The organism is Marinitoga aeolica (genome assembly GCF_029910535.1).
Classification (GTDB): domain Bacteria; phylum Thermotogota; class Thermotogae; order Petrotogales; family Petrotogaceae; genus Marinitoga; species Marinitoga aeolica.
Genome location: NZ_CP069362.1, coordinates 1527075 through 1552546, shown reverse-complemented (window position 1 = coordinate 1552546; position 25472 = coordinate 1527075). Strand labels below are relative to the sequence as shown.

Sequence of the window (25472 nt, the reverse complement as noted above, 5' to 3'; positions counted from 1 at the left end):
TAATATATAAACATTTGTTTATTTTTAATGCTGCGCATTAAAAATATGTTCATGAGCATTTTTGAGGAATAAGAATTTTCACCTTAGACACGAATATTATTTTGAATATTTTATTTTGCACTTTGTCTACAAACTGAGACATCTTAAAAGATGTCTCAGTTTCTATAAAATCTATAAAAAAGTTAAAAAAACGAAATTTTTAAACTTACTAACCTTTTAAAAAAACAAGCATCTTTCAGATGCTTGTTTTTAGATCTTCTTTATTGCTTGATTTGCAGCTACTAAATCTATGTCCCATACTGGTGAAAATGGCGGAGAGTAAGCTAAATCCATATTTCTTAATTTATCAACAGTTCCATTAGTATATATTAGAGAAGTTATTGCATTTAATCTTGGATGTATTTCCCCACCAACAAATTGTGCTCCTAAAATTCTACCAGTTTTTTTCTCAAAAACAAGTTTTATCTTTAATTTTTTGGAACCTTTATAATAATGTGCTTTACTTCCAGATTTAATAAATACCGCTTCTGCATTAAATCCTTCATTTATAGCTTCTTGTAAAGTTAATCCTGTTTTAGCATACTCTATATCTTCGAATTTTGTAATTAATGATCCAACAACTCCTATAAAAGAATCATTCCCACCTGCTAAGTTTTTACCAGCTATTCTTCCCTGCTTATTGGCAGTTGTCCCTAAAGGAATATATACATTTTTACCTGTTATAAAATGATTTACCGTAGCGCAATCTCCTGCTGCATATACATTATTAATATTTGTCTCCATTTTTTCGTTAACTATAATAGCTCCATTTTTTGCTAAATTTAAACCTTTGTCCTTTAAAAATAATGTATTTGGTTTTACCCCAATAGATATAATTACCATATCCCCAGTATATTCATTATCTTCTGTAATTACTTTAAAAACCCCATTTTCTTTTATAACATCTTTTGCAAATGTATTAAATACAACATTGACTCCTTTTTCTCTTATGCCATGTATAAATTCTTCATGAATTTCCGGTTCTATATTTCCAAGTATATGATCCATACCTTCAATAATAGTAATTTCTATTCCATGTTTTTTTAAAGCTTCAGCAGTTTCTATACCAATAAATCCTCCTCCAATAATAATTGCTTTTTCAGGATTTTCTTCTTTTATAAAATTTAAAATATTCTTTGCATCATCTGGATTCCTCAATTTAAAAATCCCTTTTTCTCCCCATGCTTGGAACGGTGGAATAATGGGTGAAGCACCTGTTGAAATTACCAATTTGTTATAAGAAACTTCCTTTTCACCTTCTTCTGATTTAATATAAACGATTTTATTTGAAAAATCTATTTCATATGCTTCGTGTTTAACAAAAACATCAGCACCTTTTTTCTCTTTAAAGATATCTGGTGTTAATGCTATAACCGCTTCTGGTGAAGAAACATCTCCACTTATTACATATGGTAATCCACATCCACCATAAGATATGTATGGTTCCTTTTGAAATATTGCAATTTTCAAATTTTTATTTATTCTTTTAGCACTTGCTGCTGCACTCGTACCAGCCGCGACCCCACCAAGGATAACCACATCATATTCCATCTTTTCCATTTTCACACCTCCAAAAACTCTATTTAATTTTGATATTCTAATTGATATTCTATATTAATCAAATGGTGTAATTATTAACATTATTATCAAAAATAAAAGGAGCTTTGCTCCTATTTCAAAATATCGTAATATGATAACAATGACAAAAATACAGAATATGTCAAATAAACTATACTCGGAATATAAAATACTTGATTTTTTCCTAAACTGGTATTTCCAAATAACGACGCCCCAAACCATTGTATTCCATGTTTAAAAATCAGATATAGTATAGCAAAAATCATAATCATAGATATTAAAAATTTTACAAACGCCGTAATCCTTGTGGCCCTAAGATTACCTTTTAAATAATATATAGCGTTAAATTGCTCAAAAATGCTATAACTTAAATATAATATACCGAGCAATATTATATTGACTACATCTAAAGTAAATTGATTTCCAAGCATACTTTGAATTAATGGTTTTTGAAAATATACAATTCCTACCATCAAAGTTAATATTAATGAAATTAAAAAATTAAAACTGGAAAAAACAATTTTTAACCAACCTATTCCAGCATTACCAGAAGAAAATTTTCCGGCTATTTCCTGTTGTTTTTCATATTCTGGTTTATTATATATTCTTACAGGATTAACTTTTTCTGATAAGTGATGTTTCTTTTCTATTTTCTTCTTCTTTTCATTATGTATTTTTAATGTTGCCATTTTGTCCTCCTAAACTTTTCTTGAGAATTCCAAAGCTTTCTTTTTTTCCAAAAAGCAGAATCTTATTTCTCTTAAAGATTTTGCGGTTTTGGAAAAGTCATTAATAGCTTTAGAATAAACATCACATGCTTTCTCAAAAGGATAACCAAAAATCCCAGAACTAATTGCTGGTAAAGAGATCGTTTTTAATTTCATTTCATCTGCCTTTTCAAGAGATTTATATACTGCACTGTATAAATGTTTTTCTTCATTTGAATTTCCGCCATTCCATACAGGTCCTACAGCATGAATTACATATTTTGCTTTAAGACGACCTCCTGAAGTAATCCCTATTTCGCCTGTCTTTATTATACCATTTTTTTTAATATATTCATTACTCTCTTCCTGAATAATTCTTCCACCAGCTCTAACGATAGCCGCCGCGACCCCACCACCATGTGCAAGATATGAATTTGCTGCATTTACAATAGCATCTACATTCTCTTTTGTTAAATCACCAACCACAATCTTCAAAATAATATTATTTATCTCTTTTTCAAAAATAACTTTATTCATGATTTCACCTCAATTTTAAACGAAAAAAAGATACACTGTTCCTAACGCCATGGGAATTAATACGGGTAAAAATGATTTTTTCATATATTCTCCAAAAGATATTGTTTGATTGTAGTTTTTCTCAAGTAAAGATACTCCTACGATATTTTGAACAGCTCCGAGTGGAGTTAAATTTGTTCCTAAATTTGCTCCTATTGCATAAGCATACCATAATTCAAATGGTGCTCCATGCAATACTAAAAGTTTAATAACAGGAGCCAAAATTAATGTTCCAGGAACAGCACTCAAAAATGGAATAATAAATGCAGATACCCACATAATTACAATCATTAATAAAAATGGTGTATGTAATAGTGGATTAAAAAGATTTGCTATCGCTTGAGTTACACCAATTTCTTCTAAAGAAAAAGCTATTGTAAATAAACCACCATAAAAAAACATAGTATCCCAGTCCAGATCTTTTGACATACTTTCAAAATCTTTTTGTGTTAACAACATTAAGATTAATGCACCTGCGATAGCTATTAATGCCAAATCTATTTTTATAACAGAATGAAACATAAATCCGGTTAAAACTATTGCAAACACAGATACTCCTTTATACATCAATGATTTATTTTCAATAGCTTTTTCAGGATCCATATCCGATAATTTTCTAAGCTTTTCATTGAAAGTTTTTGTATCAACTTTATTATTTATTTTAAACATTAAAAGAACCGCTATAAAAGATAAAACCGTAATTGGCAACATTACAGTTAAAAATTTAGCAAAATCCAGATGACCTATAGATCCCAAAACAATATTCAATGGACTACCTATTAGGGTACTCATTCCACCAATATTATCAATATATATTGTTAATAACAAAAGAGGTGCCGGATCCACTTCAAGTGTATCTGCAACCAAAAATATAATTGGAGCTATTAGCATTATTGTAATCAAATTATCTAAAAATGCCGAAAATAATGTTACTATAAGCATAAGCAAAGTTAAAACTATCCAAAATTTATAACGACTTAATTTAATAGCATTAACAGCAGTAAATGTAAAAAAACCACTTTCTTTAAGTATTTCAACAATTATCATCATCCCAAGCAAAATACCAAGTGTCTCAAAACTAACTATTCTACCAAGATTTTCAAATTCCAGACCCTCTACAGGTTTAAGAATAAAAAGCAAAATACCAAAAAAGAAAGTAATAATAGACTTTTTAATCCTTCTCGCAAAAATAATAAAATAATACGCCACTATAGCTATACCCAAAACCAATAACTCTGACATAAGACCGCCTCCAATTTAGATAGTTTTAACACACTAATTAAACTCTTTTTCTTTAAAGTTATCTTGAAAAGTATTTTAATTTTTAAAAACGTTTTTCTTTTAATTATTCTGTCCAAAAAGTTTAAAAGAAGTGAAGACTCGAAGATTGCCTTTAAAAATTATGAATGAAAGCCGTCAAAAAAACAGGATGTTTTTTTGAGTGAAGCTTTTGCATGGATGCAAAATCTGAGCGGCGGCTGGGAATGAATAATTTTTAAAGATTTGCAATCGAGCTGTCTGAATGATTTTAACTTTTTGGACAACCTATTCTTTTAATTTTAAAACTACATTCTTCATAATTTAGTGAAAATGTGTTAAAATATTGATAGGTATTCGTGGAGGTGATAATATGTTTGATAACTTTACAGATAGAGCAGCGAAAGTTTTCATCGAAGCACAAAATGAAGCACGGTTTATGGGGCATCCTTATGTGGGAACAGAACATTTATTGTTAGGCCTTTTAAAGGTAAATGGAAAATATTTATCTCAAATATTTTCATACTATAATCTAACATATGGAAAAATAAAATCTGAAATAACAAACATTGTAGGCGTTAATGCCTCACATAACATTGTTGGTTCCTCACCACAACCAACACCAAGAGCTAAAAGGATAATAGAATTAGCTTATGACGAATCTGAAATACTTGGTACTTCACAAATTGATGCTGAACATTTGCTTCTTGGAATCTGTAGAGAAGGGGAAGGAATTGCGGCTCATGTATTAAGAAGATTGGGAATAAATCTTGTTGAAATGAGAAAAAAGCTTGCAGATCTCATGTTAAATAAAAGCGAAAACATAAAAGGGGAACACTCTTCATTTGCAGAAGAGGATGAAGAAAGGATTAGACAAAGGCAAAATGCTATAAAGCAGCTTGAAGGATATGGAACGGATTTAACTGATAAAGCTGCAAAAAAAGAATTAGATCCTGTTATTGGTAGAGAAGTTGAAATCAGAAGATTAATGGAAATACTTGCCAGAAGAAAAAAGAACAACCCTGTACTTATAGGTGAGGCTGGCGTTGGAAAAAGTGCTATTGTTGAAGGTTTAGCCGAAAAAATTATCAACGGCGATGTCCCTGAAGTACTAAAAAATAAATGCATTTTTTCTCTAGATTTAACCTCATTAGTTGCCGGAACAAAATATCGTGGTGAATTTGAAAAAAGAATGAAGAAATTAATGCAAATTCTGGAAAAAAATAAGGATATTATATTATTTATTGACGAATTACATATGATAGTCGAAGCAGGTGCTGCAGAAGGTTCTTCTATGGATGCTGCAAATGTTTTAAAACCTGCATTAGCAAGTGGAAATATTACTGTAATTGGAGCAACAACCCCTTCAGAATATAGAAAGTTTATAGAAAAAGATCCTGCATTAGAAAGAAGGTTCCAGAAGATTTATGTTAATGAACCAACATATGAAGAAGCTTTGGAAATATTAAAAGGTATAAAATCAAAATATGAAGAGCATCATAAAGTTAAATATACATATTCTGCTCTGGAAGCAGCAGTCAATTTATCTTTACGATATATAACAGATAGATTTTTACCCGATAAAGCCGTTGATTTAATTGATGAAGCTGGCGCAAGAGTTCGTTTAAACGCTCTTACTCTACCAAATAATTTAAAGAAAATACTCAATAAAATAACTGAATTAGAAAATAAAAAGGATTATCTTATTCAAAACAACAAATATGAAGAAATCGATGAGATAAAATCACAAATAAGTGATTTGAAGAAAAAATATACAAAAAAATATAGCGAATGGCGAAAAAAAGCTGAAAAAGAAATTATAGAAATTACAGAAGAACATATTTCAGAAGTTGTTTCTGATTGGACAGGAGTACCATTGAAAAAATTAGAAATGTCTGAAATGGAAAGACTACTAAATCTTGAAGCCGTATTACACGAAAGAGTTATTGGACAAGATGATGCTATAAAAGCTGTATCAAGAGCAATAAGACGTGCCAGGAGTGGAATAAAAGATCCAAGAAGACCAACAGGTGTATTTTTATTCCTTGGACCTACAGGCGTTGGAAAAACAGAATTAGCTAAAACTATTGCAGAATATTTATTTGGTGACGAAAAAGCATTAGTTAGAATAGACATGTCTGAATATATGGAAAAATTTAATGTCTCAAGATTGGTTGGAGCACCTCCAGGTTATGTTGGTTATGAAGAAGGTGGCCAGTTAACTGAAGCTGTTAGAAGAAGACCATATTCTGTTATATTACTCGATGAAATAGAAAAAGCACATCCAGACGTTTATAACATATTATTACAAATTATGGACGATGGACGTCTAACCGATTCACAGGGAAGAATTGTTGACTTTAGAAATGCTATTATCATTATGACAAGTAATTTAGGTAGTGAAACTATAAATAAAACTAAACGTTCTATGGGATTTGTCGATGATGAGTCTGAAGAAAAAAAATATAAAGAAATAAAATTATCCGTTATGGAAGAAGTCAGAAAAGCTTTTAAACCTGAATTTTTAAACAGATTAGATGAAACAGTCGTATTTCATCCACTTACCAAAAATGATATGAAAGAAATCATAAAAATACAGCTAAAAGATCTTGAAAAACGGTTAAAAGAAAAAGATTTGCATTTAAAATTTAAAGAAGAAGCTATTGATTTTCTCATTGAAAAAGGATTTGATCCTATATTCGGAGCTAGACCTTTAAAAAGATCTATTCAAAGACATTTAGAAGATCCTTTATCCGAAGAAATATTAAAAGGCAGATTTAAAGAGGGAGATAAAATAATTATAGATGTTAAAAATAATAAAATACACTTTAAAAAAGGCAGAAAAGCTTCACCTAAGCAGAAGGTGTTATAATGTCTAAAAAGAAACAAAACTATTTTGTATGTTCTGAATGTGGGTATGAAAGCACCAAATGGTTTGCAAAATGCCCTTCATGTAACGAATGGAATACCGCGGTGGAATTCACCGCGGATATTTTTGATAATAAAGTAAAATCAACCCCATCAGAAATTTTGTTTTTAACCGATAATATAAAAGAACCAAAAAAGATTAACACTGGTTTCAAAGAACTTAATGAAATCTTGTATGGAGGATTTGTTGAAGGAGCTATATATTTATTAGCAGGAGAACCGGGAATCGGAAAAAGCACTTTTTTAACCCAAATATCTTCAAATGTAAGTCAAAAAAATTTCGTTATATACGTTTCTGGAGAAGAATCTGCAGAACAGGTGTTTCAGAGATTTAAAAGACTTAATGTGAAATCGGATAAAAATAAAATAGGGTTGGTTTTCGAGAATTCCTTGGAAAAAATAGTCGCTTTACTGGAAAATCTTGAAGAAAAACCAGATTTTTTAATTATTGATTCTATACAAACAATTAAATCAGATAATTTTTCTTCTTACGCTGGAAGTGTTTTACAGGTAAAAGAAGTCACAAGATATCTTTCAGAATATTGTAAAAAAAGAGGAATTACCTTAATAATAGTTGGTCATGTAACAAAAGGTGGTATTATAGCTGGACCTAAAATTTTGGAACATATGGTGGATGCTGTATTGCAATTTGAATTAGAAAAAACATCTGGATTACGTATGATGCGTATTTTAAAAAATAGATATGGGCCGACAGATGAAATTTTAATGTTTGAAATGACTCAAAAAGGACTTAAACCTATTTCTGAATATACCCATTATTTTTTAAAAGATTATAAAAATGCATCAGGAAATGTTTTAACTATAGTTAAAGAAGGAAGTAAATTAATTCCTATAGAAATACAGGCTTTAGTGAGCAAACCAGTATATGGTAACCCACGCCGGGTAACATCAGGTGCCCCACTTGATAGATTACTCATGATAATAGCTGTTTTAAGCAAAAGATTAAGATTACCTATTGAATCGAAAGATATTTTTTTAAGTACATCTGGTGGTTTTAAAATTTCTGATACTTCAAGTGATCTTGCTATTGCTTATGCATTACTTTCATCATTATTTGATATAACAACAAATGAATCTATAGTTGTTTTAGGTGAAATCGGTTTAGACGGAAATATTAGAAATATAAGAGATCTGGAAAAAAGAATTGATTTTGCTAAAAAACTAGGTGTAGAAAACATTGTTATTCCAACTTCAAAAATTGCAGCAACAAACACCTTAAAAATTAGTAACTTAAGCAGCTTAGTTAAAAAATTCTTTTCATAGAACGAGGTGATATTATGAAAGATACATTCTCAGAAATACTCAGTTCGTTGGCTCCGGGCAAAAAATTGCGAACAGGCATAGATTTAATAATTTCCGCAAACCTCGGGGCATTGATATTCTTAACCGATAATGCCGATGAACACTTAGAAAAAGGGTTAATCCAACTCGGTTTTATTATAGATACAGATTTTGAACCTGAAAGGTTATATGAATTAGCCAAAATGGACGGTGCAATTGTCTTAAACAAAGATGCTACTAAAATTTTATATGCAAACGCCCAATTAAACCCATCAAGTAACATTCCAAGTTTTCAAACAGGAATGCGTCATAGAACTGCTGAAAGAATGGCTAAACAAACTAATGAAATACTTATAGCTGTATCTAAAAGAAGAAACCAGGTTTCAATATATCAAGGAAATAATAGCAGAGTTCTATATCCAGAAATTATAATTCTACCAAGATTAAATCAGGAAATTGCTGTTGCTCAACGTTATAAACAAAGTTTTTTTGAATTATTGTCAGAAATTAATATAGCTGAAATGGAAAATAGGGTCATATTATCAAATGTAGTTGAAGCTATATCTAAAGGTTTCATGACTTTAAAAGTTGCAGAAAAAGCTGAAAAATATTTATTGGAATTAGGTGAAGCTGCAGAAAGCTCACGACTTGAAATAAATGAAATTTATAGAATTACTCCAAGATACCTTGGCGCTTTAATTATGGATTATTCAAAAAATTTATTGGATTATCAATATCCGCAAGATTCGTTAAGTTTATTCGATGGATTGAAAACAGAAGACTTTTTAAATATGAAAATAATCGCCCAAAAATTGGGTTATGAAATTGAAACGGAAAATGATTTAGAAGAATTTTTTGTTTCACCTAGAGGATTTAGATTATTGTATTCCACAAGAATACCATCAATTATCGTAAGAAATGTTGTTGAAACATTTAAAAATTTAGATACCCTAATGAAAGCAAACATGGAAGAATTAATTAATGTTCCTGGAATAGGTAAAAAACGTGCTGAAAGAATTAATAGAGCTATAAAAAGGAAGAGCGAATTTTCAGAAAAACTCTCTTCTGAAATGGAGGAATTTGAATGAAAATAATAACTAATAATAAACATGCTACATATCAATATCACATTTTAGAAAAATACGAAGCTGGAATTGAATTAAGAGGATCAGAAGTAAAATCTTTACGCGAAGGTAGAGTTAATTTAAAAGATGCATTTTGCAAAATAGAAAAAGGTGAAATATATTTATATAATGCTCATATTAGCCAATATAAAAATGCATCATTATTTAATCACGACCCAGAAAGACCTAGAAGATTGTTAATGCATAAATATGAAATTTTAAGATTAGATCAAAAAGTGAAAGAAAAAGGATTAACAATTGTTCCATTAAAAATGTATTTTAACGAAAAAGGTCTTGTTAAAGTAGAAATTGCTTTAGTTAAAGGGAAAAAACTATATGATAAAAGGGAAGACATTGCAAAACGGGATATTGAAAGAAGAATAAGAAAAAGTATTAAATATGATATGTGAGGTGCATTATGAATAAAGCTATTGAAATGAAAAATGTTACTAGAAAATTTGGTAATGTTATTGCTTTAAATAATATTGATTTTGAAATAGAGGCAAAAAAAATTGTTGGATTATTAGGACCTAATGGTGCTGGAAAGTCAACTTTAATGAAAATAATTTCTACATTGATACTACCATCTGCAGGTGAAGTAAAAGCATTTGGAATTGATGTGGTAAAAGAAAAGAGCAAGGTTAGAAATCTTATCAGTTTGGTATCAGATTATACTGTTTTAGAAGATGAATTAACACCATACGAAAATTTAATATTATTTGGAAAAATTAGTAATGTGAAAGAAGATTTAAAATCAAAAGCCCTAAGTCTTTTAGAAGATTTTGGATTATCACAATATAAACATAGATTAACTAAAAATCTTTCCTCAGGAAATAAACAAAAATTGAATATTGCACGTTCTCTTATAAAAAATCCTAAATTACTATTATTAGATGAACCAACAATTGCCATAGATGTAGAAACATCCAGATTTATACGAGAATATATATTAGATCAAAATCTAAAAAATGAAAAAACTATTCTTATTTCCTCGCATTATATGTGGGAAGTCGAACAAATCGCTTCAGAAATCGCCATATTGGTTGATGGAAAAATTATTGCTCAGGATAAAATGATAAATATTATGAAAAAATTTGAAAATGAGTTGTCTATAATAGAAGTTGAATTAGAAAGTCCTGAATATCTTTCTAATTTAGAAGCTTTAAAAGATGAAAAAATAATATCAGGACTAAAAATCATTTCTTCAACAACAGCCATAATAGAAACTCAATTAAAAATTGAACATTTTGAAGAACTTACAAAAAAATATAATATAAAATGCTCATACAGAAATATGAAAATATCTTTGGAAGATGTTTATTCCTATATAATAAAAGGAAGATTGTAATGGAGAGATTGGATAAATTTTTAGCCAATGCAAAAATAGGTTCAAGAAACGAAGTAAAAAAATTGATAAAAAACGGATTAATAAAAGTAAATGGTAATATTATAAAAAAAGTCGATTTTAAAGTTACTAAACATGACATTGTTGAATTTAAAGATAAAAAAATAGAAGGACATAAACTAATATATATTATTATTAATAAACCAGTTGGGTACCTATCTTCCACATATGATTCGAAAGATAAATATGTTTTACAACTAATAGATCATAAATATAAAGATGAATTGAGTATTGCTGGAAGATTAGATAAAGATGCTCATGGATTATTGTTTTTAACTAATGATGGAGAATTAATTCATAAAATCATTTCACCAAAGAAAAATATATATAAAACATATGAAGTTAAAGTGGATGGCAACATTACAAAAGAAAAGATTAAAAAATTAGAAATCGGTATTCAGTTAAAAGATTTTAAAACAAAACCTGCAATTGTAGAAAAAGTAAAGGGGAATATTATTGTAATAAAAATTTCGGAAGGTAAATTTCATCAAATAAAAAGAATGATGAAAGCTGTAAACCTTGAAGTTATTGATTTAAAAAGAATAGCCATAGGAAGTCTTCAACTTCCTGACAATCTAAAAGAAGGTGAATGGATTGAAATTGAAAAACCAAATCTTTTCAATAATCGTTCCCCAGAATAAATAATAGCCAAATGCAATTTTACCTTTTTTTTCAAACAGGTATGATATCAAAACAGAAAAAATAATTATAAAAAATACATTAAAACCATAATTCAATGATAATCCAAATATAAGTTTTATATCACCATAACCTAATGCATCTCTCCTGGCATAGTAAAATAAAAATGATATAAGAAATATCCCCAGAAGTATAAAATAACTATTAAATTTCATTAAACCAATCAATATAATTAAATAATTAAAAATATCTGGAATATATAACGTATTAAAATCAACAAATGCTATGCAGGCTAATAATATTATAATAATATCCACTTTACCCATAATTATAGCAAAAATAACTCCCGAAAATATCGGGAGCATAATTTTTTTATTTTTCATAAATGCTTTTCTTATTAAATCAAAATCTTCTTTAATCAATAAGTGTATCTTTTTCATCTTCATCTAATATTTCATCTAAAATATTTTTCATTCCGTAATAATACCATGGAAATTTTTCTTTAACTTCTCTAATCATTAATCTTGCCTCTTCTTTTTTGCCAGATTTCAAAAGCGGAATTGTCAATAATATCCTAAAATGTTCATACTCTTTATTTTTATCCAAAAATTTACTTATGAACTTTTCAACCTTTTCATATTTCCTATTTTGAAACATTATTTTTGCCCATATTTCAACATCACTTACATATTCAGGTTGTGAATTTGCTATCTCTTCTTTTAATTCTTCTGCTTCTAAGTTTCTATCTAATTTTTTATAAATCTCTGTTAATTCATATTTCGCTAAAATACTCTTTGGATATTTATTTAAAAACTTTTCTAGGATTCTTGCTGATTTTTCAAAGTTCTTTGATTGCCTATACGCATCGGCTATCATAAAGTATGTAACCGTATTTTCAGGCATCAGCTCAACTTCTTTTAACCAAATTTCTGCAGCTTTTTCAAACTCACCAAGATTAAAATATGTTTCACCCAATTCTGATAATGCTGCAACATTCCATGGATCTTGTTTAACAGCTAATTCTAAATACTTTTTCCCCACCTCTAAATTTCCTTCTTCCACCAACACAGAGCCAAGTATTTCATATGCTGGCGTATAATTTGGATCTATTTCTATCATAAATTTAACTATTTCTTTTAATTCATCAAAATTATGATGATCGGCATAATCCAGTATTATATCATATAATTCATTTAATGTGGCATGGTTAAAATCGGAAGGTTTTAAATCAAACTCTCTTAAGTAGGAAAGAAATTCGGAAAATATAAAAGGTTTTGTAACAAAATTAGAAGAAATTCCAGAAATATGTTCCGAAATAGTTTTTATCTTTTTTGCTTCACTTATCAGTTTTGCCTTATTTTTTAAATCTGCCATCATCAAATCAAGGTCACCTTCATACATAACATCTGATAAAATTACTGGAAAAACTGTATTTGTATTTATCTCAATCTTTTCATCCTTTAATTTTAAAATGGCCACTGTCTCCATGGGTATCTCCTCCCTATCTTTAATATGATCGTAATTTCATTTTATCATTTTTAACATAAAATAATAAATGTTATAACTTATAGTAATCTGTTATAATATGAAATAAGAATTAAATATTCATAATTATTTTAAAAAATTTAAACATCTGTTTAGAAAGGTGATTATATGAAATTTTTTACAAGAACTATATTTATAATTTTTTTAATTGCTATTTATGCTTTTTTTATCGAACCTTTTTCGATAAAAAAAAGCTATTTAAACATTAAGAAAGATATTAAAACACCAATAAAAATCATTGATATTACTGATTTACATATATATAAATATATTTTTTTTCATGAAAAAATATTAAATGAAATAAAAAAAGAAAAACCCGATTTAATCCTTTATACAGGAGATTCTATTATAAAAAATACTGATAAAAACAGTTTAAATAAGTTTTTTAAAAAATTAAGTGAAATTGCTCCAGTATACGCAGTTTATGGAAATTGGGACTATTACAATTTAAACATGGTAAATGATGTATACAATACTAACAATATACACTTAATAAACGATAATTCTATAAGTTTATATTATGGTAATTTCACATTAAAACTCATTGGATTACCAATTTATAAAAAATTATCTTATACTGATACAACAAGCGCAAGTTATACAATAGTAATGGAACATATCCCTGATACAATATTTTATAACAAAGAAGCTTTTGATCAAGCAAACCTTATTCTAGCAGGACATACTCATGGTGGTCAGGTTTATATTCCTTTTATAACCAAATTATTTTTAAAAAAATATGCATTTTATTTGCGTGGAGAAAAAAAATTTAGTAATAATAAATTGATGTATATAAACCGCGGACTCGGTGCATGGTTTAATATTCGTCTTTTTTCGTCTCCTGAAATTTTGGTTATTACCATTTCTAATAATTAAATTTTAATATAATTGTTTATTAAAATATAAATTCTTTCTTGACTAAGAAAAGAGAATATGTTATAATTTGTCAGACAAAAATATTATAATATAGAGGTGAATAACATGAAAAAAGGAATACACCCAGAAATGAAACTTATCACTGTAAAGTGCGCATGCGGTGCTGAACACCAACTTTACAGCACAGAAGACAATTTCCGTGTTGATGTTTGTTCAAAATGTCATCCATTCTATTTGGGTGAAACAAGTTCTCAAATTATCGATACAGAAGGTAGAGTTCAAAAATTCAAGAACAAATACGCAAAATTTCTCAACTCATAAGTGGGAGGATAACCTCCCATATTGTTATATATAAATTATTTTATGGAGGTAGTATTTGTGGCTAAAAGTATGGCATTTGGCGAAACTGTGAAAGTAACGGTGAAAGACATTAAAAAATTCGGAGCATTTGTTACACTAGAATCTGGTGAAGAGGGTTTTATTCACATTTCAAAGATTTCAAATGACTATGTAAAAAACATTTCTGACTTTTTAAAAGTTGGTCAAGAACTCGAAGGAAAAATCATTGGAAAAACAAAAGACGGAAAAGTAGAACTCTCCTTGAAAACTGAAGATGTCCAGGAAGAAAAAAAAGATGATGAGTTTGAAAAAAAGCTCACAAGATTCTTAAGAGACAGCGACAGAAAGCTATCCGAGTATTCAAAAAGACTCGATAAGAAAAGAGGTGGCAAGGGGAAGAGATAATATCTAATAATTTGTGGGGGATATAAGGCGGTTAAAACCGCCTTATTTTTTTTCACTTGATGATACTGTTTTACCAGAACTCTTTGAATCATTTATATAAAAGCCACTTCCTTTAAAAGAAATACCTATTCTTCCTATTCCTTTTCTTGCTGGACTTCCACATTTTTCACAAAAAACTTCAGGAGTTTCACTCATCCCATGCATTACTGTAAATTCATGTCCACATTTTTCACAAATATATCTGTATATAGGCATCAATACACCTCCCATCCATATATTTCTAATGAATTTTAACAATATTATATTTAAAATCTATTTCACATAATTTAATTTCATAAAAACAATATCATGACTTTTTCAATAAATTCATTTTTTACTTGAATTATCAAAAGTTTTAGTGTATAATATTTTTTGAGATGTATGCAGAAAAAGGGAAAAGGAGGCAGATGAAGTGTCAATTTTAACAATATTAGCCGTTATAGTTCATGTAGTGTTATCTATTGCTTTAATTTATTTTGCTTTACAAAGAATGCAAAAAAACGCAGAATTAGGTGGTGCTTTCGGTTCTGGTGCTGCACATACAATGTTTGGTAGAGAAAAAGGGTTTGATCCAGCAGCAAAAATGGCATTATGGACCGGAGTTTTATTCATGATTTCATGTTTTGTAACAGCAGCGCTCCTTGCGAGGTGATTAAATAGTGGATTTTGAAAAGCAATTTAATGTCATAAAAAGGAATACAATTGATTTAATATCAGAAGAAGATTTAAAAGAGCGTTTAAAATCCAAAAAAAGTTTAAGAGTTAAATTGGGAGTTGACCCTTCAAGACCTGATTTACATTTAGGTCATGCTGTTGTATTGAAAAAATTAAGAGAATTTCAAGATTTAGGTCACCAGGTAGTTTTAATCATTGGAGATTTTACTGCAAGAATTGGTGACCCCTCTGGTCGTTCAAAAACCAGGCCAATGCTTACAAAAGAAGAAGTTGAACAAAATGCTGAATCATATAAAAAACAGGCATTTAAAATTTTAGATCCAGAAAAAACTGAAATCCGTTTTAATAGCGAATGGTTGGATAAACTTACCTTTTATGATGTTATAAAGTTATCATCTAACTATACTGTTGCAAGAATGCTTGAAAGAGATGATTTTGCAAAACGTTTAGCAAATAATGAACCTATAAGTGTTTCTGAATTCATGTATCCTTTGGCTCAAGCTTATGATTCCGTTATGGTTGAAGCTGATATTGAAATAGGAGGAACCGATCAACTGTTCAACCTTCTTGTAGGAAGAAAAATACAAGAGGCTTATGGACAGCAACCACAGATAGTCTTAACCATGCCTATTATTGAAGGCACTGATGGACATTTGAAAATGAGTAAATCATATGATAATTATATTGCTTTTGAAGATGAACCATTTGACATGTACGGTAAGGTTATGTCTATACCTGATACACTAATAATAAAATATATGCGATTAGCTACAAATATATCAGAAGATACAATAAATGAATATGAAGAAAAAATGAAAAATAATTCCATTAATCCAAGAGATATCAAAATGATTCTTGCTCATGAAATTGTAAAATTCTTTCACGGTGAAGAAAAGGCGGAATATGCTCAAAATGAATTTATAAAAGTCTTTCAGAAAAAAAATATTCCAGATGAGATGAAAGAAATTAATGTTGAAAAAAATATTAGTGCAATCGATTTAGTTATGAAAACACAATCCGTTTCAAGTAGAAGTGAAGCAAAAAGACTTATAAATCAAGGTGCTGTAAAAATAAATGATATTAAAATCAATGATCCTTTCCAATTATTAGAAATTAAAGGCGATGAAGTCTTAAGAATTGGGAAAAGGCGATTTTTTAAACTAAATACTTATTGACAGAATTTTAGCATTTTATAGTATAATATAATTAGTGCGTTTTAATAACCAAAAATTCAAAATTTAAAAGAGGGGGTAGAGCGTATGCGTAAAACACTTTTAGTATTGGCATTAGTTCTTTTTGGAGTATTATCTTTTGCATTTAAAGATGTTCCTGAAGATCATTGGGCATATGAGTACATTATGGATTTAGCAAATAGGGGTATTCTTCCAATGGAAGATAATTTTAATCCTGACGTTGTTTTGACAAAAGCAGAAATTGCTGTATTATTATCAGACACATTAACTTATGTTGAAAATGATCCTGTATTAGCAAAAGCAGAAGATATAAAAAGAGTAGAAACAGTTATGAAAATGTTTGAACAAAAATTAGCTTCCGTAGAATCAAAAGCTATGGAAGATAATAAAGCTTTAAGTGTAAAATTGGGCGCTGTTGAATCTGCAGTAACAGCTAATCAAAATGTATTAATCAGCTTAACAAAAAAGGTTAATGCATTAGAAAATGATTTAAGCACTTTAAAAGCTAATAGCTCAAGAAATTATTTGGAACTAAAATATACTGTATTAGACTTATCTGATAAATTAAATTCATTACCAAAATTAAAAGATGATGTTTCTGTTAATATCGAAAATATTGATGGTTTGTGGGAAGAGTTAGATACAGTAAAATCTGATTTAGATTATGTTGCTGGCCAAAATGCTAAAGAACATAACGAAATAAAAGCATTAATTGCTAAGAAAGCTGATGCAGCTGCTGTTGATAATTTATCAAAAGATTTAAAAAAAGCAAATGATGAACTTGCTACTCTTAAAAAAGTTGCATATAAAGCTTATAATAATGCTGATATGGTTTCAGAAGATATGTTAGACCTTCAAGATCAGTTAGATAATTTATCTTCACAATTATCCAATGTTCCTGGCGATTTGTTAAAAGTTCAATATTTAGCTAATGACTTATCTGATAGAGTAACAAATGTTGAAGGAAAAGTTGCAGCTAATGAAGAAAAAGTAAACAAGGCTAACATGTTAGCAATTATGGGAATTGCATTAGCAGGAGTAGCAATGGTTATTCCTTTTGTAGTAAAATAATCTATCATTTGATTAATTAATTTAACGTTAAAAACTCTTGACTTTTATTTACGAATATGATAGAATAATTACAGTTTATATCAAATTAAATTATATTTAAGGAGGTTGTTTGAATGAAGAAGATTTTTGCTTTAGTCATGGCATTGGCTTTATTGGTATCTGCGTTTGCAGCTACAGAAGTGCCAGCAACATTATCAGTTACTAACCCAGTTTTTGAAGGTAGCGTTGGTTTTGAAGTAGGTTTTGATGAAAATGGTTTGGATTTAAACTTCACAAAAGATTTAGCAGTTACAACAACATTTGATTGGAAATACTCAGCTGCAGTAAATGGTAAAACAGAAGGAATGCTAACTGTTGCTTTGAGTGGAGATTTAGGAACACCTGGTGCTACCGCATTAAACATTTCTTTAGATAGCATTACATACGAAGATAGCATGATAAAAGCTTTATTTAATAACGGTGGCATGTTAGATTATTCAACATATATTTTATACAACACTTATGATTCTGACGGAAATGCACAGTTACCTGCAGTAGGTGACAGATATGCATTAGTTACTTTAAAAAATTTAGATGCAGAAGTATTATATGTTGACTTAACATCTGGCTATGATGTTAATGCTGATGCTACATCCGTAGACAACCCAACAATGTTAAATGGCGATTTATTAGCAGCTAAAAAATCATTATCTGTTTCTATGATTGACGCAAATGTTACAGCTGCATTTTGGTCAGCTGATTCAACAAGATTAGCAGTTGCTGGTCCTGCAACAAAAACAGGATTTGCAGTTTCCGCTGAAACAACAGGTAAAGATGCTATTGCTGGTTTAACAGCTGATTTATTCTTTGGTTCTTATGATGGTTCATCAGCATACTTATTATCTACAAGCTATTCAAAAGATTTCGAATCAGGTATTTTCACTGTAACACCTCATATGACATTTGATTATGCTGTATCAGCTACATTACCAGAATTTATTAAACCTGTTTCAGATGCGTCAGATGTTACATTTGGTGCTGATTTAGCATCAGATTTTGGAATAGCTGGAAGCTTAACATTAACTGATACAGTTACATTACCATTAGCTGGTGATATGACATATACATATGCAGTTGAATATTCAAATAAAATTCACGATTTATTTAATATCGAAAGTGTAAAAGTTTCTAAAGCAGATGGAAGTGAAATCGCATCTCCATTAGAATTATCAGCAAAAGTTTCAGGTTCTACAACATTGGATGCTGTTTCAGCAGGCTATGATGTTACTTTAGGCTCAGTTGCATTAGATAAAGTTTCTGATGAATATGCTGTAGATATTCACGCAAATGCTGGTTATGAAGCAGACATGGTTTCAGTATCATTTGATACATGGTATAAATTACATGCAGCTACAAAAGATGCTACAAATAATTTAGGTTATATGGCTTCAGTATCCGTTAAACCTATGGATAAAGTCGCTGTAGATCTATCATTAAAGAATTTCAGTGGTGATACTAATAGCGATGGAAACTACTTCGATGAAACATTTAATGAACCAGCTGATTTCTTATATTCAGCAGATGTAACTTACACACCAAATGATGTTATTACAGCTGGATTACACTTAAGCAATGCTACATTCGGTGGAAAAGCTTTCTATTGGAACGCATATGTAAAAGGTTCAATGAACTTCTAATAAATATTACAAATAAAAAATCCCGGCAAAAAGCCGGGGTTTTTATATTGTAGACAAAAAGCATAAAATAATCAAAATAATATTCGATCATATTATTTTTTCTTATTTTATTGCACAATCAAAACACTAATAAAAAAACTCCCGGAAAATTATCCAGGAGTTTCTTTCTGGCGGGGACGACGGGACTCGAACCCGCGGCCACCGGTGTGACAGACCGGCATGCTAACCAACTGCACCACGTCCCCAACCGACCGAATATATTGTACCAAAAGAAATATTACATTTCCAGTCCTATGTGGTTTCTAAATAGTGACGTGTTTTTTAGTATTATTTTAAAAAACAAAAGAATTGAACATGAATTAAGAATTTTTACATAGTAAAAATCTCTAAAATTTACATTACTGCTTGATTTTAAGCAAAAAATGTGGTAAAATTCCTTTGAAATGCGTTTATATCAATATATAGGGGGTGCATGTATGAACAAAAAGGAACTCGTTAGTGCATTAGCTGAAAAAGTTAATGTTACAAAAAAAGAAGCTGCTTTATTTGTTGATTCTTTTGTTGAAGTTGTTTCTGAAACTTTAGGTAAAGGCGAGAGCGTTAAAATCGTTGGTTTTGGAACATTTGAAGTTGTAGAAAGAAAACCAAGAAAAGGTGTTAACCCACAAACAAAAGAAGCTATTGAAATCCCTGGTGGAAAAGTACCTAAATTCAAAGCTGGTAAAGAATTAAAAGCCAGAGTAAAATAATTTAAACGGAGCCAAATGGCTCCGTTTAAATTTAATGGAGGTTTTGTTATGACTTTGATATATATAGGTCTTGGAGGCTTTTTAGGCGCTATTTCAAGATATTTAGTATCAAAATATATAAACTCATTTCTTTCTCTTGGTAATATGCCATATGGAACCTTATTTGTAAATATTTTAGGCGCTTTTGTTTTAAGCTTTTTAATGTCTTTAAGTATATATAAACTAGAGTTTCCAAAAAGCTTCATGTTATTTTTTGCAACTGGTTTTATTGGCTCTTTCACCACTTTTTCCACTTTTATGTATGAAACTATCGTTTTAAGTGAAGAATCTTTTACTTTATATTCTTTATTGTATTTATCATTAAGTATTATTTTAGGGCTTTTATTCGCATTTTTAGGATATTCGTTGGGGAGGATGGGATCATGAATTTTTTAAGAATTTATTTAGGTGAAAGCGATCACTGCGGGCACGAACCCGCATATAAACATATAGTAAAATTATGTTATGATCATGGGCTAAAAGGAGTTACTGTATTAAAAGGTGTTATGGGTTTTGGAGAAAAACATCATGTTCATAGAGCTGATTTTTTTACTTTAAGTGAAGATTTACCTATTATAATAGAAGTTATTGATGAAAAGGAGAAAATTAGAAAGTTAATAGAAGAAATTAAAAAATGTAATTTTGATGGTCTTGCTGTTTATTGGGATGTAAGCACTGTTAGAATAGAAAAAGAAGCCCTTTAATTTGGGCTTCTTATATTATATTATTACTCATATATATTTCTAACGCTTCTTCTTTAAAATTCTCTACTAAGTTATCAATCTCATTTTCTGAAACTTTACTTTCCATATATCCTAACTTCTTGTTTAAAAAATTTCTTATTATTTTCATTTTTCTCCCTCCCCTTATAATGATTTCATTTATATTATAACTTTTAATTTATACAATTCGGTATCCGAACTATTATGTTATTTAACATTTATTTTTTCTCTTTCATTAACTTTAATAATATCAAAGCGGGAGGGAAATGTCTTTTTAATTCTAGCTTAATATATTTCTTGGTTCTTAATTATTTTTAAAGAACTCTATACATTTATTTATTATGGCTTTTATTTCCTCCTTAGTATGTTTATAGTCTTTTTCCCCATATTCCTTTAAAACAAATAAATTAGTTAAAAGTTCAAATTCCTTTGGATAATCTATTTCTTTTAATAATTCATATGGCGTTAAATGAGAAAATATCTTGAAAAATCTTTTTCTTATATATTTATAACCTTCTTCTATTAAATATGGAATATCTTCATGTTCAAATTTCTCGATAGAAAATTTTTCTACTTCTTCTTTATCTTTCTCTTGATTAGCAAAAAACTTTCTGATGAATATTATAACAGTAACTCCAAATAAACTTGATACTATAAAAAAGATCCATTTTATTTCTTGATATAATTTAATATAAGCTGTTCTTGGTGAATTTGCTATTTCTCTAAAAGTTTCTAATATTTTATCTGAGGATAAAGCATCTATTGATTTATTTGAAATATTATCATTTATAGATATTGTACCTTTATCAACCATAGGCGGTCTTCCTCTATTCATATATGCAACACCTGTTGCCATTAACGCCCATGCAGAAAAGAAAACTACAAGTGATATTATTATTTTTTTCTTTTCTTTTTTTGTAAGTAATCTCCATGTGATTACAGCTGTAATAATACCTATTATTCCTCCTATAATAATATTTATTAAAACTATAGTATCAACAATATTGTTATTTTTTTTAATCATCTTTTTTTCTTTTACTGTAATATTTCCTATAAATTTACTTTTATTTTTTTCTATTTCTTTTGGAATTTTTTCTAACGTTTTATTTTGATTAGTTACTTTTTTGTTTTCTATCTTCTTTTCATTCAATAACTGGGTATCAGATGATAAATGAAACTCTTTAAATGGATTATAATATGTATTAAAGTTCCATACACTAAAAATTATAAATATTGAAAAAATAGTAATGATTAATTTTTTATTCTTTTGATCCTTAAATAACTCAATAAGCGAAATAATAAATGCTATAAGTGGAAATATTGGATTTATCAGACCTCTTAATAATATAATAGATATTAAAAATATAAATGTAAATTTTATTATATCTCTTGAATTAAGTGGTAAAAAATAGGACAATACCACAATAGCAATTAAATTAAAACTATAAAATAAATTTTTTGAACCTGTCGCATTTAAAAGAAAAAATACTAATGCATATATACCTATTAACGATAAAAAGGCTATATAATATGGCATTCCAAATTTTCTTATTCTTATAAACAAAAAGGAAAATAAAATCCCCAGTAAAAAAATTACTATCCCAGAATGTAAATTAAAAGGTACAAAGGTTAAAAATAACGATAATAAATATAATTCCCTTTGTTTTTTCAATGAAACCCCCTCCATTTATATTGTTTCAAATACTTCTGTCAAGGAACTATTTGGAGATACTAATCTTACTATTATATGGTTTTCTTCTAATAATATGGCTTTTTTTTCAAGATCTATTGCTTCAACTCTAAACATATCATGCTCTTTTATATCTAATTTCCCTTCAGTTTCAATTCTGAACCCATATGGCATTATTAATACTATAACCTTTGAAACTTTTGCTCTTAATCTTATTAAGTCTGGAATTATCTCATCTGTTAAATGAATAGATATTATTATAACCGTATCTTCATAAGTAAAATAAGGTATATCTTTTTTTATTATTTCATCTAATCTATACTCTGGATCATTTGTGCCTTTTGCACCAGACAACAAATCAAAATAATCAAGCCATTCTTTTGAAGAATATCTTTTTACTTCTTTTCCTATTAATACCAGATTTACATCTTCATGTTTTATTTTTTGATATCTGATAATACTTGCTGCTGCTTTTAAAGCATATTCTTCATATATTTTTCTCTCACTTTTCCAAAATAGATTATTTTTAGGGATTCCATCTGGTAAATTTAAATCTAAAAACATATATATTTTACCTGTAGATGTATGAGAATATTTTTTTACCATTAACTTATCATATTTCGCTGATATTTTCCAGTTTATTCTGTTCATAGGTTCATTATTATATTCATCAATATTTTCTACATATGTTACATCTTCTAATATCCTTATATTAGATTTTTGACCCGGTAATAATTTTTTTAAACTTTCTTTGTTAAATTCAGAATAAATAAATTCTGGCAATACTTCTATAGTTTTTTCCACCTTTTTTGTTTTCCAAAATTCAAATCCCAATGGAGTATTATAATTAACACTTATATATCCTATTTCTTTTATTCCACGAGTTCCAAAAGAGGTAATAAATACTAATTTCTTTTTTTCATTAGCCGATAATTTGATTTTTTGAAAAGGCGGTCTTAATCTGCTTAATAAATTAGATGGTGAAACTGTAATAAGAATTTCTTCATCTGATTTGTTTTCTATATATAATCTATATTCCACCTCTTCTTCAATAAAACATTTTTCATATTCTAAATCATAATTTATTTCTAAATTTTCAAATATTTTTTTCTTTTGAAAAAATTCAAACCACCCAAAACCAACAAGAGCTAATAACAATATTGTATAATTGCTAAAATAAAATATATTAAATAATATTGATATTATTGTCATTAATACCAGATTCTTAATTTTGTATTTCATACTATCATCTACTTTATTACTTTAACTTCATCAAGAATCTCATCTATTAATTTATATGTAGACACTTTTTTTATTTTCGCTTCTGCTTTCAAAATTATTCTATGCGCTAAAACATATGGCGCTATTTTTTTTACATCATCTGGAATAACAAAATCTCGTCCTTCAATAGCAGCAATACTTCTTGATAGTTGCATTAATGCAATTGAACCCCTTGGACTGGCTCCTACTTTTATATCTTTGTGGTTTCTTGTTCGATTTATTATATCTACTATATATTTTTTTATTTCTTCAGAAACATGTACATTTTTTATTTCAGTTTTTATTTTTCTTATTTCTTCATTATTAGAAACACTTTTTATTTTATCTATTGGATGTTCTTTTTCCTGTGATATTAACATATTGATCTCATTTTCAAGATCCGGATATCCAAGGCTAAGTCTTATCATAAATCTATCCAATTGTGCTTCTGGTAGCGGAAATGTTCCTTCGTATTCTATAGGATTCTGCGTTGCAATAACAAAAAAATTATTCTCTAATTTATGTGTTATTCCATCAATAGATACCTGGTTTTCAGCTAATGATTCCAATAATGCAGATTGTGTTCTTGGAGTAGCTCTATTTATTTCATCTCCCAATAATATATTGGTGAATATTGGACCTTTTTTCAATATAAATTCATTTTTATTTTTATCGAATATATATAACCCTATTAAGTCATTTGGTAATAAATCTGGGGTAAATTGAACCCTTTTAAAGCTTAAATCAAATGATTTTGCTAAAGCACGTGCTAGCATTGTTTTACCAGTTCCTGGAACATCTTCAAGTAAAACATGTCCATTGGAATAAAAAACTGCTAAAACCATTTTTATTTGTTCTTCTTTCCCCTTAATAACCATCCCCACATTATCTACAATCTTCTTAGACAATTCCGCTGTAACCATAATACACCCCTTCCTATTATTGTAATTTATTTTATTAAATTATAGATTTTATAAATTAACTCCAAATGCATACCATAATGCCGCACTAATTTTATATTTACAATTATCAAACATATTAATTATTTCTTCTTTTGTTTTTAACATAACTTCAATATCTTCTTCTGGCTCTAAATTTTGCACTGGATTTTTATTTTCTCCTAAACTTTCATCAATTTCAACCTCACATATTTTTACAGTACTATCAATAACTGCTGGAAAAGCATATAATGACGGACTACATCTCTTAACCTTTCCATTATATCCTGTTTCTTCTTTTAATTCTCTTAGCACATTTTCTTCAGTATTATTATTATCACAAATTCCTGCAGGAAATGCTATTACGTAATCATTTATAGCTGCTCTATATTGTTTTATTAATACATATCTATTTGATGGGATTAATTTTGGTATAATTATAACTGCTTTTTTTATTTTACTTTTTCTTTCAAAATTCTCCCATCTTATTTCTTTTCCGCTACTATTAATACATATTGTTTCTTTAAATTTAAACCATTCTCCTTCATATAATACCTTTTCTCTTATTTTTTTCATTTCTTCCCTTCTTTCAAAAAAATTTTACATTTAAATTATATCATAAAAAAACGCTCCCTTACGGGAGCTAAATTTGCCTGTTTATTATTTATTTTAAGGGGTTGTAATAAGATTATATCCTAAT

The 25472-nt window shown here is 28.5% G+C and carries 28 protein-coding genes and 1 tRNA gene; 16 read left to right on the top strand and 13 right to left on the bottom strand.

Annotated features, from left to right (window positions below; all coding sequences use genetic code 11):
- Positions 1–249: 249 nt before the first annotated feature.
- The 4 genes from JRV97_RS07250 to JRV97_RS07235 all read right to left on the bottom strand — a co-directional run bounded on the left by JRV97_RS07250 (position 250) and on the right by JRV97_RS07235 (position 4142).
- A complete protein-coding gene (locus tag JRV97_RS07250; protein ID WP_280997593.1) occupies positions 250–1599 on the bottom strand; it encodes an FAD-dependent oxidoreductase in 1350 nt (449 codons plus the stop codon).
- Positions 1600–1709: 110 nt separating this feature from the next.
- The gene (locus JRV97_RS07245) at positions 1710–2306 is read right to left on the bottom strand and encodes a hypothetical protein (RefSeq protein WP_280997591.1); all 597 of its coding nucleotides are present in this window, start codon (positions 2304–2306) and stop codon (positions 1710–1712) included.
- Between the two features lie 9 nt (positions 2307–2315).
- Positions 2316–2861: a macro domain-containing protein gene (locus tag JRV97_RS07240; RefSeq protein ID WP_280997589.1), complete on the bottom strand. Its 546-nt coding sequence runs from the start codon at positions 2859–2861 to the stop codon at positions 2316–2318.
- A 15-nt stretch (positions 2862–2876) separates the two neighbouring features.
- Positions 2877–4142, bottom strand: a complete 1266-nt coding sequence (locus JRV97_RS07235) for an ArsB/NhaD family transporter (RefSeq protein ID WP_280997588.1) — start codon at positions 4140–4142, stop codon at positions 2877–2879.
- Positions 4143–4530: 388 nt separating this feature from the next.
- Between JRV97_RS07235 and JRV97_RS07230 the strand changes: the two genes are divergently transcribed.
- Genes JRV97_RS07230 through JRV97_RS07205 form a run of 6 tightly spaced genes read left to right on the top strand, consistent with a single transcriptional unit; the run spans position 4531 to position 11557 of the window.
- Positions 4531–7029, top strand: a complete 2499-nt coding sequence (locus JRV97_RS07230; RefSeq protein WP_280997586.1) for an ATP-dependent Clp protease ATP-binding subunit — start codon at positions 4531–4533, stop codon at positions 7027–7029.
- Positions 7029–8369 carry a DNA repair protein RadA gene (gene radA, locus JRV97_RS07225; RefSeq protein WP_280997584.1) on the top strand — a complete coding sequence of 447 codons (1341 nt, stop codon included), beginning with the start codon at positions 7029–7031 and terminating at the stop codon, positions 8367–8369. Before JRV97_RS07230 ends, radA begins: the two co-directional genes overlap by 1 nt.
- Positions 8370–8383: 14 nt before the next feature.
- Entirely contained in the window at positions 8384–9475 is a 1092-nt protein-coding gene (gene disA, locus JRV97_RS07220; RefSeq protein WP_280997582.1) for a DNA integrity scanning diadenylate cyclase DisA, read from the top strand.
- Positions 9472–9921 carry an SsrA-binding protein SmpB gene (smpB, locus tag JRV97_RS07215; protein ID WP_280997580.1) on the top strand — a complete coding sequence of 150 codons (450 nt, stop codon included), beginning with the start codon at positions 9472–9474 and terminating at the stop codon, positions 9919–9921. Before disA ends, smpB begins: the two co-directional genes overlap by 4 nt.
- 8 nt (positions 9922–9929) lie before the next feature.
- Positions 9930–10859, top strand: a complete 930-nt coding sequence (locus tag JRV97_RS07210) for an ABC transporter ATP-binding protein (protein WP_280997578.1) — start codon at positions 9930–9932, stop codon at positions 10857–10859.
- Positions 10859–11557 carry a pseudouridine synthase gene (locus JRV97_RS07205; protein WP_280997576.1) on the top strand — a complete coding sequence of 233 codons (699 nt, stop codon included), beginning with the start codon at positions 10859–10861 and terminating at the stop codon, positions 11555–11557. Before JRV97_RS07210 ends, JRV97_RS07205 begins: the two co-directional genes overlap by 1 nt.
- On the opposite strand, the gene JRV97_RS07200 is transcribed toward JRV97_RS07205, so the two are convergent.
- Together JRV97_RS07200 and JRV97_RS07195 are read right to left on the bottom strand one after the other, a co-directional pair.
- Positions 11492–12001: a prepilin peptidase gene (locus JRV97_RS07200; protein ID WP_280997574.1), complete on the bottom strand. Its 510-nt coding sequence runs from the start codon at positions 11999–12001 to the stop codon at positions 11492–11494. The two genes, JRV97_RS07205 and JRV97_RS07200, sit on opposite strands and share 66 nt — an antisense overlap.
- Positions 11970–13043 (bottom strand): tetratricopeptide repeat protein, encoded by a 1074-nt coding sequence (locus JRV97_RS07195; RefSeq protein ID WP_280997572.1) that lies wholly within the window; start codon positions 13041–13043, stop codon positions 11970–11972. The genes JRV97_RS07200 and JRV97_RS07195 overlap by 32 nt, the downstream gene beginning before the upstream one ends.
- 165 nt (positions 13044–13208) lie before the next feature.
- On the opposite strand from JRV97_RS07195, the gene JRV97_RS07190 reads away from it, so the two are divergent.
- From JRV97_RS07190 to JRV97_RS07180, 3 genes are all read left to right on the top strand, one after another.
- A complete protein-coding gene (locus JRV97_RS07190; RefSeq protein WP_280997570.1) occupies positions 13209–13976 on the top strand; it encodes a metallophosphoesterase in 768 nt (255 codons plus the stop codon).
- 105 nt (positions 13977–14081) lie between these two features.
- Positions 14082–14297 (top strand): 50S ribosomal protein L31, encoded by a 216-nt coding sequence (gene rpmE, locus JRV97_RS07185; protein WP_047265630.1) that lies wholly within the window; start codon positions 14082–14084, stop codon positions 14295–14297.
- A gap of 69 nt (positions 14298–14366) precedes the next feature.
- Positions 14367–14720, top strand: a complete 354-nt coding sequence (locus JRV97_RS07180) for a S1 RNA-binding domain-containing protein (protein ID WP_407081577.1) — start codon at positions 14367–14369, stop codon at positions 14718–14720.
- A gap of 42 nt (positions 14721–14762) precedes the next feature.
- Here the strand turns inward: JRV97_RS07180 and JRV97_RS07175 are convergent, their stop codons facing one another.
- On the bottom strand, positions 14763–14975 hold the full coding sequence (locus JRV97_RS07175) for an FmdB family zinc ribbon protein (RefSeq protein WP_280997565.1): 213 nt from the start codon (positions 14973–14975) through the stop codon (positions 14763–14765).
- Between the two features lie 196 nt (positions 14976–15171).
- Between JRV97_RS07175 and secG the strand changes: the two genes are divergently transcribed.
- The 4 genes from secG to JRV97_RS07155 all read left to right on the top strand — a co-directional run bounded on the left by secG (position 15172) and on the right by JRV97_RS07155 (position 19374).
- Positions 15172–15411 (top strand): preprotein translocase subunit SecG, encoded by a 240-nt coding sequence (secG, locus tag JRV97_RS07170; RefSeq protein ID WP_280997563.1) that lies wholly within the window; start codon positions 15172–15174, stop codon positions 15409–15411.
- Between the two features lie 7 nt (positions 15412–15418).
- On the top strand, positions 15419–16609 hold the full coding sequence (tyrS, locus tag JRV97_RS07165) for a tyrosine--tRNA ligase (protein WP_280997561.1): 1191 nt from the start codon (positions 15419–15421) through the stop codon (positions 16607–16609).
- A gap of 84 nt (positions 16610–16693) precedes the next feature.
- The gene (locus JRV97_RS07160) at positions 16694–17698 is read left to right on the top strand and encodes an S-layer homology domain-containing protein (protein WP_280997559.1); all 1005 of its coding nucleotides are present in this window, start codon (positions 16694–16696) and stop codon (positions 17696–17698) included.
- Positions 17699–17811: 113 nt separating this feature from the next.
- Positions 17812–19374 (top strand): hypothetical protein, encoded by a 1563-nt coding sequence (locus JRV97_RS07155; RefSeq protein ID WP_280997557.1) that lies wholly within the window; start codon positions 17812–17814, stop codon positions 19372–19374.
- A gap of 168 nt (positions 19375–19542) precedes the next feature.
- Here the strand turns inward: JRV97_RS07155 and JRV97_RS07150 are convergent.
- A tRNA-Asp gene (locus tag JRV97_RS07150) sits at positions 19543–19619 on the bottom strand.
- Between the two features lie 231 nt (positions 19620–19850).
- Between JRV97_RS07150 and JRV97_RS07145 the strand changes: the two genes are divergently transcribed.
- Genes JRV97_RS07145 through JRV97_RS07135 form a run of 3 tightly spaced genes read left to right on the top strand, consistent with a single transcriptional unit; the run spans position 19851 to position 20866 of the window.
- Positions 19851–20123: an HU family DNA-binding protein gene (locus JRV97_RS07145; RefSeq protein WP_129408800.1), complete on the top strand. Its 273-nt coding sequence runs from the start codon at positions 19851–19853 to the stop codon at positions 20121–20123.
- A 48-nt stretch (positions 20124–20171) separates the two neighbouring features.
- A complete protein-coding gene (gene crcB, locus JRV97_RS07140; protein WP_280997554.1) occupies positions 20172–20549 on the top strand; it encodes a fluoride efflux transporter CrcB in 378 nt (125 codons plus the stop codon).
- The gene (locus JRV97_RS07135) at positions 20546–20866 is read left to right on the top strand and encodes a DUF190 domain-containing protein (protein ID WP_280997552.1); all 321 of its coding nucleotides are present in this window, start codon (positions 20546–20548) and stop codon (positions 20864–20866) included. The genes crcB and JRV97_RS07135 overlap by 4 nt, the downstream gene beginning before the upstream one ends.
- Positions 20867–20876: 10 nt before the next feature.
- On the opposite strand, the gene JRV97_RS07130 is transcribed toward JRV97_RS07135, so the two are convergent.
- The 5 genes from JRV97_RS07130 to JRV97_RS07110 all read right to left on the bottom strand — a co-directional run bounded on the left by JRV97_RS07130 (position 20877) and on the right by JRV97_RS07110 (position 25348).
- The gene (locus JRV97_RS07130; protein WP_280997550.1) at positions 20877–21014 is read right to left on the bottom strand and encodes a hypothetical protein; all 138 of its coding nucleotides are present in this window, start codon (positions 21012–21014) and stop codon (positions 20877–20879) included.
- A gap of 174 nt (positions 21015–21188) precedes the next feature.
- Positions 21189–22556 (bottom strand): hypothetical protein, encoded by a 1368-nt coding sequence (locus JRV97_RS07125; protein WP_280997548.1) that lies wholly within the window; start codon positions 22554–22556, stop codon positions 21189–21191.
- Between the two features lie 15 nt (positions 22557–22571).
- Positions 22572–23816 carry a DUF58 domain-containing protein gene (locus JRV97_RS07120; protein ID WP_280997546.1) on the bottom strand — a complete coding sequence of 415 codons (1245 nt, stop codon included), beginning with the start codon at positions 23814–23816 and terminating at the stop codon, positions 22572–22574.
- Positions 23817–23824: 8 nt separating this feature from the next.
- Positions 23825–24757, bottom strand: coding sequence for an AAA family ATPase (locus tag JRV97_RS07115; RefSeq protein WP_280997544.1), 933 nt, complete (start codon positions 24755–24757; stop codon positions 23825–23827).
- A 48-nt stretch (positions 24758–24805) separates the two neighbouring features.
- Positions 24806–25348 (bottom strand): NUDIX domain-containing protein, encoded by a 543-nt coding sequence (locus JRV97_RS07110; protein WP_280997542.1) that lies wholly within the window; start codon positions 25346–25348, stop codon positions 24806–24808.
- Positions 25349–25472: the final 124 nt, after the last annotated feature.